A 432-nucleotide genomic window follows, 5' to 3' on the forward strand; every position below is an offset into this window, starting at 1 on the left:
CTCAGGATGAGGTGAGTGAATGTAACTGGCCTTCTTACCGACTGGCGATTAGCTCTTCTCATAAAGGACGAAGCTGCGGCTGCACCCGGCGAACTCGCGTTCGTATTCCCGTTCCACTCGCCAGCCATGACGCTCGTAGAAGCGTCGGGCGCCATGATTGTCGCGGAAGCATTCGAGACTCTTTGCCCCTAATGTTTCAGCCCGCTGCAGCAGAAGCGCGCCGCCCCCCTGGCCACCCGCATCAGGATCCATGAACAGCATGTCGATATGCCCATCGGTCATGAGCAGGAATCCGAGTGGCGTTTGGCCGGAAAGCGCCACCAGCATGCGCTCCCATGCGGCGGCGAACCGCTCTTCGAAATAACTGACACTCCGGCTTGCGAGCACATCCTCTTCTAGGATGTCCGCAAAGGCTGCCCGGTAGGATCTTTC

General features: G+C 58.8%; 1 protein-coding gene. It reads right to left on the reverse strand.

Annotated elements, in window-relative coordinates; all coding sequences use genetic code 11:
* Nucleotides 1–48 precede the first annotated feature (48 nt).
* Nucleotides 49–432, reverse strand: a 384-nt coding sequence (locus tag C7G61_RS43530) for a GNAT family N-acetyltransferase (protein ID WP_145963877.1), incomplete at its 5' end; no start/stop codon positions are given.

Origin of the sequence: Bradyrhizobium algeriense (assembly GCF_003062295.1) — a bacterium.
GTDB classification, from domain to species: Bacteria; Pseudomonadota; Alphaproteobacteria; order Rhizobiales; family Xanthobacteraceae; genus Bradyrhizobium; species Bradyrhizobium algeriense.